General features: G+C 73.2%; 8 protein-coding genes. 7 read left to right on the top strand and 1 reads right to left on the bottom strand.

All coding sequences use genetic code 11. From position 1 onward, the window contains the following. Nucleotide 1: 1 nt before the first annotated feature. Both O7616_RS17370 and O7616_RS17365 read left to right on the top strand, forming a co-directional pair. Nucleotides 2–2,257 carry an AMP-binding protein gene (locus O7616_RS17370; protein ID WP_282302952.1) on the top strand — a complete coding sequence of 752 codons (2,256 nt, stop codon included), beginning with the start codon at nucleotides 2–4 and terminating at the stop codon, nucleotides 2,255–2,257. Next, a complete protein-coding gene (locus O7616_RS17365; RefSeq protein WP_282302951.1) occupies nucleotides 2,251–3,705 on the top strand; it encodes an amino acid adenylation domain-containing protein in 1,455 nt (484 codons plus the stop codon). Before O7616_RS17370 ends, O7616_RS17365 begins: the two co-directional genes overlap by 7 nt. 163 nt (nucleotides 3,706–3,868) lie before the next feature. Here O7616_RS17365 and O7616_RS17360 read toward each other — a convergent pair whose 3' ends face one another. Beyond that, complete coding sequence (locus O7616_RS17360; RefSeq protein ID WP_282302950.1) at nucleotides 3,869–5,206, bottom strand: cation:proton antiporter; 1,338 nt, start codon at nucleotides 5,204–5,206, stop codon at nucleotides 3,869–3,871. 299 nt (nucleotides 5,207–5,505) lie between these two features. Between O7616_RS17360 and O7616_RS17355 the strand changes: the two genes are divergently transcribed. The 5 genes from O7616_RS17355 (at nucleotide 5,506) to O7616_RS17335 (ending at nucleotide 10,152) form a co-directional block, all read left to right on the top strand. After that, a complete protein-coding gene (locus O7616_RS17355) occupies nucleotides 5,506–5,769 on the top strand; it encodes a hypothetical protein (protein ID WP_282260446.1) in 264 nt (87 codons plus the stop codon). 111 nt (nucleotides 5,770–5,880) lie between these two features. Further along, complete coding sequence (locus tag O7616_RS17350; RefSeq protein WP_282260448.1) at nucleotides 5,881–6,750, top strand: hypothetical protein; 870 nt, start codon at nucleotides 5,881–5,883, stop codon at nucleotides 6,748–6,750. Further along, nucleotides 6,743–8,563 carry an ABC transporter ATP-binding protein gene (locus tag O7616_RS17345; RefSeq protein WP_282302949.1) on the top strand — a complete coding sequence of 607 codons (1,821 nt, stop codon included), beginning with the start codon at nucleotides 6,743–6,745 and terminating at the stop codon, nucleotides 8,561–8,563. Before O7616_RS17350 ends, O7616_RS17345 begins: the two co-directional genes overlap by 8 nt. Before the next feature lie 15 nt (nucleotides 8,564–8,578). After that, nucleotides 8,579–9,604 carry an alpha/beta hydrolase gene (locus O7616_RS17340; protein WP_282302948.1) on the top strand — a complete coding sequence of 342 codons (1,026 nt, stop codon included), beginning with the start codon at nucleotides 8,579–8,581 and terminating at the stop codon, nucleotides 9,602–9,604. Between the two features lie 5 nt (nucleotides 9,605–9,609). Continuing rightward, entirely contained in the window at nucleotides 9,610–10,152 is a 543-nt protein-coding gene (locus O7616_RS17335; protein WP_282302947.1) for a hypothetical protein, read from the top strand. The last annotated feature ends 16 nt before the right edge of the window (nucleotides 10,153–10,168 follow it).

The following is a 10,168-nucleotide window of genomic DNA, read 5'->3' as shown; positions in this document are numbered from 1 at the left end:
CATGACCGACTCCGGCTGCCTCGCCGTCGCCCACGCCTGTCCGGAGCGTCCCGCCCTCGTCACCGACGCCGAGACCGTGACCCACGGCCGGCTCGAGGGCTGGACGCGACAGCTCACCGAAACGTTGCGCGCCCGGGGCGTCGGCCCCGGCACCCCCGTCGGCATCGCCGTCGACGACGACGTCCCGGGGGCGGTGGCCGCGCTGCTCGCCACGCTGCGCGTCGGCGCCGCCTACACCCCCCGGGACGGCGGCACCGCGCCGGCCGTCGTGCTCGCCGCCGACCCGGGTGCCCGCCCGGCGGGCACCGCGGTGGTCCTGCCGTTCGGGACCGCGCCGACCGCTCCGCCCGTGCTCGACGGGCTGCGCGTCGTGTTCGGCGGCACCGCCGAGGACGATGTGCTGCTCGGCGACGACGGCGCGCTGAGCGGGCGGGCGCTCAGCGCGTACCTGCGGTGGGCGCTGCCCGCGTACCCCGCCGCAGCCGGCGTCGCCGTGCTCCCGGCGCTGCCGGGCACCGCCGGGGAACTGGCCGCCCTGCTGGTGCCGCTGCTGGCCGGCGGCTGTGTGCAGCTGGGCGAGCTGGAGGACGCCGCCTGGTCCGGCTGGCGACCCACCTTCGCCAAGCTCACCCCGGCTGACCTGGCGACGCTGACCGCGCTGCCGGACGAGGCGTCCCCCACCGGGGAGCTGGTGCTCACCGGGCCGCGGCTGCCGTGCGACGAGGTCGCGCGGTGGCGTCAGCGGCACCCGGGCACGGCGCTGACCTGGGAGTACGTCCCCGTCGAGGGCGGTCTCGGCTGCGCGGCGCTGCGCCTGCCGGCCGGCGCCCCGCTGCCGGACGGGCCGCCGGTGGGCCTGCCACTGCCCGGCACCACCCTGCGCCTGCTCGACCCCGACCTGCACCCCACCCCCGCCGGGGACGTCGGCGAACTCTACGTCGGCGGCGAATCCGTTCCCGCCCTCGATCCTGCGGGCGGCCAGCCGACCGGCGTGGTGGTGGACCCGTTCGGCACCCGACTGCGGCGCACCGGGGATCTGGGCCGACGTCGGCCGGAGGGCTGCGTCGACCTGGTGGGCCGCGCGGCCGTTCGGTCCGCCCCGCCGGTGGACACCGGTGACGCCGCGGTGGTCCGGGACTGGGAGTCGATCTACGACCAGCTCTACGCGGAGGGCGGCGACGGGCTCGGGGCCGACTTCTCCGGCTGGAACAGCAGCTACACCGGCCGGCCCATCCCGTTGGCCGAGATGCGCGAGTGGCAGCAGGCCACAGTGGATCGTATTCGCGCCCTGCGCCCCGAGCGGGTGCTCGAGATCGGTGCGGGCAGCGGGTTGCTGCTGGGTCGGCTGGCAGCGGAGTGCGAGGCGTACTGGGCCACCGACCTGTCCGGCGCGGTGGTGCGGCGCCTGGCCGAGCAGACCGCCGCCCGCCCGGATCTCCGCGATCGGGTGGTGCTGCGTCATCAGGCCGCGCACGACGTCAGCGGGTTGCCCGCCGCGTCCTTCGACCTGGTGGTGCTCAACTCGGTGGTGCAGTACTTCCCGACCCTCGACTACCTCGACGCCGTCCTGGCCCGCGTCGTCGGGCTGCTGCGCCCCGGTGGCGCGGTGTTCGTCGGCGACGTCCGCAACGCCCGCCTGGCCTTCACCATGCAGGCCGCGGTGAGGCTGCTGCGCGCCGCTCCCGGCGACGACCCGGCGCAGATCCGCGCCGACGTCACCCGCGCGGTGGCGCTGGACAAGGAGCTGCTGGTGGATCCGGACTTCTTCGCCGAGGCGGCGACGCGGCTGGACGGGGTGGCGTGCGTCGACGTCCGGGTCAAGCGGGGCCGTTTCCACAACGAGTTGACCCGGCACCGGTACGACGTGGTGCTGCACACCGCCGCGCCGGTCCGCTCCGGCACTCCCCCGGTGCCCTGCGACCTCGCCGGGTTACCGGCGGCGCTGGCCGACGGCGTGCCGGCCGTCCGGGTCACCGGTCTGGTCAACGCCCGCCTCGCCGGAGAGGTGTCCGCGGCGTTCGCCCTCGCCACCGGCATGCCCGTCGCGGCCTGCCAGCGTCGGCTGGACGGCGACCGGGACGCCGTCGACCCGGAGGGCCTGGCGGCGCTCGGCGAGGACGCCGGTTACGAGGTGACGATCGGCTGGTCCGACGGCGCCACCGACGGCAGCGTGGATCTGCTGTTCACCCGGTCCCCCGCAGCACTGGTGGGCGCGGTCGGGGGGGCACCGATGCGACGCCGGGCCGTGCCGTGCTGACGCTGGCGCGGCGCTTCGCCGAGCAGGTCGCCCGTGACCCGGACGCGGTAGCCGTGACCGACGGGGACCGGGAACTGCGCTACGGGGAGCTGGCGGCCGCCGCGCGGGAGCTGCGCCGCCACCTCGCCGACGCCGGGGTGCCCGAGGGCACCCTGGTGGGGCTGCGGATGCCCCGCTGCGCCGAGGTGGTCGTGGCGATCCTCGGCATCCTGGAGCACGGCTGCGGGTACGTGCCGATCGACCCGGCGTATCCCGCGTCCCGGCAGGAGTACATCGTCGCCGACGCCGGGATCGACGCGTTGGTGCAGGTCGACCCGGACACCGGGCGGCCGACGGTGGTCCGCACCGGCGGCGGCCCGCCGCGCGCGGTGCCGCCCGGCACGGCGTACGTCATCTACACCTCCGGCTCCACCGGGACGCCGAAGGGGGTGGTGGTCGGCGACACGCACGTGGGTGCGCTGATGGACGCCTGCGCGCAGCGATTCACGTTGTCCGCCGCCGACGTGTGGACGATGTTCCACTCGCACAGCTTCGACTTCAGTGTCTGGGAGCTGTGGGGTGCGCTGCTGCACGGCGGTCGGGTGGTGATCGTGCCGCCGTGGGTGGCGGCCGACCCGCGCGCGTTCGGCGAGCTGCTCGCCGACGAGGGGGTCACCGTGCTCAGCCAGGTGCCCACCGCGTTCGGGCACCTCGTCGCGGAGCTGGAGGTCCACCCGGAGCCGTTGCCCGAGCTGCGCTACGTCGTCTTCGGCGGCGAGGCCCTGCACACCGGCGCGGTGCGGGCCTGGCGGGAGCTGGCCGTGGCCCCGGCGGCCGTGCTGGTCAACATGTACGGCATCACCGAGACCACGGTGCACGTCACGTTCGCGGCGCTGGACGACGAGGCGGCCACGCTGCCCGGCGCCACGCCGATCGGCCGACCGCTGCCGCACCTGCGGGTCCGCCTGGTCGACGAGCAACTGCGCCCGGTGCCGGTCGGTGCGGCGGGCGAGATGCTGGTGACCGGCGCGTCGGTGTCGCACGGGTACCTGGGGCGCGCGGAGCTGACCGCGCAACGCTTCGTCACACTGGACGGGCAGCGGTACTACCGCAGTGGCGACTGGGCGCGGCAGGACGCCGAGGGGCGGCTGCACTACCTGGGTCGCCGCGACCGCCAGGTGCAGTTGCGCGGGTTCCGGGTGGAGTTGGGCGAGCTGGAGGCGGCCGTCGCGGCCCATCCGGCGGTGGCCCAGTGCGCGGTGCTCGCCGAGGCCAACCAGCTCGGCGAGTTGCAGCTGGTCGCCTACTACGTGCCGCGCGCCGGCGCCGACCTCGCGCCCGAGCAGGTACGGGCCCACGTGGCGGGATGTCTCCCCGCCCACCTGGTGCCGAGCCGGATCCGCCGGATGGCGGCGCTGCCGCGTACCGCCCACGACAAGGTCGACCTGGCGGCACTGGTCGGACGGTGAGTCGGCGCTGCCGCCGTAGACGGACCGCCTCGTCCGTCTGCGGCGGCGGCCCGGGCGGTCTGCGGACCCCTCGCCGATCTGCGGCGGTCGCCCACTCGGTCGACGGACCCCCTCGTTCGGCCCGGGCGGCGGCCGGCGTCACGGGGCCGCCGCCCGGGCGGCGCTATCCGGCGGGCACCCGCGAGACGGCCACCGGAGCGACGGCCGCGGGTGACGCGGGCCAGCGGCGGCGGGTCAGCACGAAGACCGGCGCCGCGGCGAACGTGGTCACCATGGTCATCAGCGCCAGTACGGTGTACAGCTTCGGGCCGATCAGCCCGGCGCGCAACGCGACGTCGATCAGCACCAGCTCCATCATGCCGCGGGCGTTGAGCAGCGCGCCGACGGACGCGGACTGCGACCAGCTCAGCCCGGACCAGCGGGCCACCAGCGCGCTCACCCCGCCCTTGCTCAGCACGGCGACCAGCACCACGGCGGCCAGCACCAGCCAACCGCTCGGTTCCAGCAGGGTGTCGGTGACGATGCGCAGGCCGGCCGAGGCGAAGAAGAGCGGCAGCAGCAGCGTGGTGGTCAGGGGTGCGATGCGCCCGGTGAGGTGTTCGCGCAGCTCGCGGGGCATGACCATCCCGCAGACGAACGCGCCGAAGACGGCGTGCAGGCCGATCGCCTCGGTGGTGGCGGCGCAGGCGGTCAGCAGCACGAGGGCCGCGCCGACGGCTGCGGGGCGCAGCGCGTGGCCGCCCTCGGTCGCCCAGCGGGCGTAGCGCCGCAGCAGCGGACGCATGGCGACCAGCACCGCGACGTAGGCGAGGCCGCCCGCGACGGCGAGGACGCCGAGGTGGGCGGCGGCGCCGGCGGTCGCCATCAGGCCCGCCAGCATCATCCAGGCCACCGCGTCGTCGGTGGCCGCGCAGGCCAGCGACACGGTGCCCACGGTGGTGCGGGTGGCGCCGGTCTCCTCCAGGATGCGGGCCAGCACGGGAAACGCGGAGACGGCGACGGCGAGGCCGAGGAACCATGCCGCTTGCCAGCCGGGGATGTGTGGACCGAACCAGCCGTCGTCGGACGCGGCGACGCCGAAGGCGCCGCCGGCCAGCGCCAGGCCGAGCAGGCCGCCCACCGCCAGCGGCGCGGCGAGACTGGCGACCGCCGTGGTGGTGGCGGTGCGCAGGTGGCGGATGGCGCCTCCGCTGTCGAAGGACAGGCCGACCAGGAACATGAACAGGGTGGCGCCGAGCTGGCCGAGCACGTGCAGGATCTGGGCCGACGGGTGGGCGACGGTGGCGCCGGCGAGTTCCAGCTCGCGGGGGAAGAGCGCCTGCTGCACCGGTGGGGCCAGCAGCCCGAGTGCCAGCGGGCCGAGCGCGAACCCGGCGATCATGTCGGCCACCACCTGTGGCTGGCCGAGCCGGCCGAGCAGGGCGCCGGCCAGTCGGCAGGCGCCGAGCACCACGGCCAACTGCACCAGCAGATGGGTTGTCAACGCGACGGAATTCGGCACGGTCGCCTCCTTTTCGGCAGTTTCAAAACCAGCCCGAACCGGCAACAAATCATAGATCCACGCCCATTTTCTGGTGCTATTCCAATGACCGCACCCGACGGGCCGGAAAGGTGGCTAGGGGGGACCTAGCCACCTGGCTATACCCGGATGTGACCAGGCCGTCAGCCCACTCGGGTATTTACCGTGATTACCGCGCCGAACCATACTTGGCTCATTGTTCAGCACTTTGGTGGAGTCGAAGGAACCGATCGAAGAATAGAGTTTTCGACAACAGCCGGTTCTATCCACAGGAGGACTGAATGAACCGTATGGAGGCTGCGGCCGAGCGTCACATCCCCGCCGTTGGCGAGGGCGTTCTCGAGCCGCTGGAGCTGGTCGGCGTTGCCGCGCCGGTCCTCACCCCGTTCGCCGTCGGTGTCGCCGTCGGCGCCGGCCTCTACGCGTACCACAAGTGGGGCGGTGCCGAGGAGACCCCGACCGGCTACCGCCTCGACAGCGAGACCGCCGACCAGATGACCGTCTCCGAGCTCGTGCAGAGCCGCCGCCTGGCGGTCACGCGCTAGTAGGACCTCGCCACGTGTCCGGGGAGTCGGCGCAGACTCCCCGGCGCGTCGGCGTCGCAAGCGGCCTCGGCACCCCGACCCCCACCCGATCGACGTTGGCAGGAGAAGCCGATGGCCGGTAACGAAGTAGTCCCCGTCGACAAGGCGCTCAAGCAGGTCGAGCAGATCTCATCGCTCGGTCTGGCGCTGGCGTCGCTGGAGTTCCTCACGCAGCCGCAGGTCTTCACCGACACCGGCCTGCTGAGCTGGCAGGTCGAGCGGTCCCGGCACAAGCTGACCGCCGGCAAGCTCGGCGACCTGCTGGACTACCTGTTCAAGCCGCCGGGCATCTACCTCATCTACCAGCTCCGCCTCGCCGCGGCGGTCGCGCTGATCAACCCGTACAGCAGCAAGAAGGTGCGCGACGTCTCGGTCGCCTACATCGCCGCGACGAACTACCTGCTGCATTTCCGGATCCGCTACGGCACCGACGGCACCGAGCACATGTCGCTGCTGACCTACGCCACCCTCACCGCGAGTCGGATCTTCGCCAACGACGAGAAGGCCAAGGAGGCCTGCGCCTGGTTCCTCGCCGGCCAGACCAACCTGTCGTACTTCGCCGCCGGCCTGTCCAAGCTGGTCGGCGCGCCGTGGCGCAACGGCATGGCGATGCCGGGCATCTTCCGCACCACCGTGTACGGCGACAAGCGCGTCTACGAGCTGCTCAAGTCGCGACCGCGGCTCGCCAAGGCCGCCGGCTGGGGTGTGGTGGCCAGCGAGCTGGCGATGCCGCTGATGATGGCCGCCCCCAAGCTGCCCGCGTGGGCCATGCTCGGCATGGGCGGTGGCTTCCACGTCGGCAACGCCGTCTTCATGGGTCTCAACCGGTTCGTGTACTCGTTCGTCGGCACCTACCCGGCCATCGTCCACGTCGCGAAGCACATGTCGGCCAGCGACGTGAACCTGCTCGGTGACTTCTTCCGCAAGCTGCGTCGTGGCTGAGCGGGATCGGCGGGACCGGGAGGCAGCGCCGGTCGGCCCGCTGCGGGTGACCATGCGCCTGCTGCGGCCGCACCGCCTCGGGCTGGCCCTGGCGGTGCTCCTCGGCCTGCTGGGCTCCGCCGCCGCCCTGGTGCAGCCGATCGTCATCGGCAAGCTGGTCGGGCAGCTCACCGCGCAGCGCTTCGCGGTGGGGACGCTGCTCGTGCTGATCACGCTGTTCGTCGTCGAGGCCGCCCTCGCCGGTTTCCAGTCCTACATCATCGGGCGTTCCGGGACCCACGTGGTGCTCGCGGTCCGGCGGACCATCGTGATGCGGCTGGTGCGCGCCACCCTGCCGGCGCACTGGCAGCACCGGCGCGGTGACCTGTTCACCCGGCTGGTCGCCGACACGTCGTTGCTGCGGACCGCGCTCACCCAGAGCCTGGCCGTGCTCTTCCTGACCGGCATCACGGTGGCCGCCACCGTGGTGCTGATGGCCGTCATCGACCCGGTGCTGAGCCTCACCGCGCTGCTGTGCGTCCTGGTCGCCGCCAGCGGCAGCGTGGCGTTGGCCCGCCGGATCCGGATCGCCACCGAGGCCACCCAGTCGCGGGTGGGTGAGCTGGGCAGCGACCTGCAACGGGCGCTCGCCGCGGTGACGACCATCAAGCTCAGCCGCGCCGAGCAGCGCGAGGCCGACCGGGTCAACGAGAAGGCCGCCGCCGCGCACGACGCCGGCATGCGCACGGTACGACTCAACGCCCTGCTCGCGCCGACGGCCGACGCCGGTGTGCAGGGCTCGTTCGCTGTGGTCTTCGCGGTCGGCGCGGTGCGGATGGGCTCCGGCGCGCTGACCATCGGCGAGTTCGCGACCTTCCTGCTCTACCTGTTCTACCTGATCGCGCCGCTGGTCAGCTTCTTCGCGGCGATGGGCCAGCTCCAGCAGGGGCTCGCCTCGGTGAGCCGGATCGACATGCTGCTGCGCTTCCCGCAGGAGGACGACGCCACCACGCCGCCGGCCCCGGTGTCGCCCGCTGCGGTGTCGCCGGCCCCGGCCATGCCGGCCGCGCCGAGCGCTCCGCTGCTGCGGGTACGCGACCTGCGGTTCGGCTACCTGCCGGACCGCCCGGTGCTGCGCGGGGTGTCCTTCGACGTGCCTCGGCAGGGCCTGGTGGCGATCGTCGGCCCGTCCGGCTCCGGCAAGTCGACGCTGTTCGGCCTGCTGACCCGGCTGTGGGAGCCGCCCGCCGGCAGCGTGCTGCTCGACGGCACCGATGTCCGGGAGATCCCGCTGGACACGCTGCGCAGCCGCATCGGGTTCGTCGAGCAGGAGTCGCGGGTGATGGACGGCAGCATCGAGGAGAACATCCGCTACGCCGAGCCGGACGCGCCGGCGGCCCGGGTCGCCGAGGCCGTCGGGCAGGCCAGCCTGACCGACTGGATCGGCACCCTCCCGGACGGCCTGGGCACCGCCGTCGGTGAGGAGGGCCGCACGCTCTCCGGCGGTCAACGGCAGCGGATCGCCATCGCCCGGATGCTGGTGCCCGACCCCGACGTGCTGCTGCTCGACGAGGTGACCTCCCAACTCGACGCCGAGGCCGAGTTCGCGCTGCGGACCGCGGTCGCGGAGATCGCCGAACGCCGGGCGGTGGTGGCCGTGGCCCACCGGCTGTCCACAGTGGTGCAGGCCGATCACATCGTCGTGTTGGAGAACGGCGCCGTACGCGCCCAGGGCACCCACGCCCACCTGCTCGCCACCGACACGCTCTACGAGCGGCTGGTGCGTACGCAGTTCACCGCGGTGCCGGCGCTGTCGGCGTCCACCGCCTCCTGAGACCGGAGGACCGCCATGCCCACCAAGATGCCGCGAATCCTGGCCGCGGGGCTCGGCGTCAGCGCCGTGGCCCTGGTGGCCGGGGCCACCTACCAGGCGGCTGCGACCCGCCGCGACCGCCGCCTGATCCCCGGCCCCGGCGGCGACGTCGACATCGGTGGCCGCACCCTGCGGGTGCACACCACCGGCCTGGGCGAGCAGCCCGGGCCCACCGTCGTGTTCGAGAGCGGAATGGCCACCCCGCTGGAGCTGTGGGCGTGGATCCAGGAGGGGGTGGCCGGGTTCGCGCCCACGGTCGCCTACGACCGCGCCGGAATCGGCCGCAGCGCGCCGGGCGAGCTGCCGCGCACGGCCGAGCGCACGACGGACGACCTGGAGGCGCTGCTCGACGCGGTGGGCGCCCGGCCGCCGTACGTGCTGGTCGCCCACTCGTACGGCGGTCTGCTGGTGCGGCACTTCGCCGAGCGGCACCCGGAGCAGGTGGCCGGCCTGGTCCTCGCCGACGTGGCGCATCCGGAGGAGCTGGTGCGGTCGCAGCGCCAGCGCGTCGGCCTGCCGTTCGTGGAGCAGTACCTGCGCGACTCGATGTGGCAGAGCACCATCGGGATGATCCGGCTGAACCCGAACAGCGACCGGCGTTTCCGCATCGACGGCCTGCCCGAGGAGGCACGCCTGTCGGCGAAGGCGGCCTTCTGCACGCGGCAGATGTGGCACGGCTCGTACGCCGAGTTCGAGGCGTGGCAGAGCGACGTCAACGCCGAGGTACGCGATGCGAAGCTGCCGCCGCAGTGCCGGCTGTACGTGCTGACGGCGGGCGCGACGGTCACCGGCGACCCGGTGCACCTGCAGTTGCAGGAGGAGTTGGCCCGGCTCTCCGACGACGCGGTGCACGAGATCGTCGACGACGTCGAGCACATCGAGCTGATCACCCACGAGGAGCCCGCGGCGCGGGTGGTCGCCGCGGTGCAGAGCGTCGTCCGGGCCGTCCGGGAGCAGCGGACGCTGCATCCGGCGGACCACAAGTCCGGAAGGGAGCGGTGACCGAGATGAGTCGGATCAACCGGGGTGCGATCCGCAGGATGGCGCTCTACGGCGTGCTGGGGACCTGGTTCGTGGCGAGTGCCATCAAGCAGGACCCGACGCGCAAGTCGAAGCTGTCCGAGCGGTTCGACCCGCACGGCGTGTTCCTGCCCGACTGGCGCTTCTTCGCGCCGCAGCCGGGCACCTACGACAACCACCTGCTCTTCCGGGACGAGCTGGCCGACGGCGGCGTCACGGAGTGGAAGGAGGTGCTGGTCGCCAGCGAGCGCACGTTGCGGCACGCGTTCTGGCACCCGAACCGGCGCGGCGAAAAGATCGTCTTCGACACCATGAACGAGATCATCAAGATCACCCAGGAGCCCGCACTGGAGAAGGAGGACATCCAGGTCTCGGTGGCCTACCTGACGCTGCTGAACTACATCACGCACAGCCAGCGCCACGACACCGGGGCGAGGCGGACCCAGTTCCTGGTCGCCCGATCGTCCGGCCGGGACGTCAACGAGGAGCCGGTGATGCTCTTCCTGTCCAATCGGCACCCAATTGCCTGACCTGGACCCACAGCGG

This window comes from Micromonospora sp. WMMD964, from assembly GCF_029581455.1.
Taxonomy (GTDB): Bacteria; Actinomycetota; Actinomycetes; order Mycobacteriales; family Micromonosporaceae; genus Micromonospora.
The sequence above is the reverse complement of the archived record's forward strand: the minus strand, read 5'-3'. Positions and strand labels throughout refer to the sequence as shown.

Bases quoted from the DNA above. Each gene is read 5' to 3' on its own strand.
- O7616_RS17370 (WP_282302952.1), top strand. From the start codon at position 2: ATGACCGACTCCGGCTGCCTCGCCGTCGCCCACGCCTGTCCGGAGCGT.
- O7616_RS17355 (WP_282260446.1), top strand. From the start codon at position 5,506: ATGAACCGTATGGAGGCTGCGGCCGAGCGTCACATCCCCGCCGTTGGC.
- O7616_RS17350 (WP_282260448.1), top strand. From the start codon at position 5,881: ATGGCCGGTAACGAAGTAGTCCCCGTCGACAAGGCGCTCAAGCAGGTC.
- O7616_RS17340 (WP_282302948.1), top strand. From the start codon at position 8,579: ATGCCCACCAAGATGCCGCGAATCCTGGCCGCGGGGCTCGGCGTCAGC.
- O7616_RS17335 (WP_282302947.1), top strand. From the start codon at position 9,610: ATGAGTCGGATCAACCGGGGTGCGATCCGCAGGATGGCGCTCTACGGC.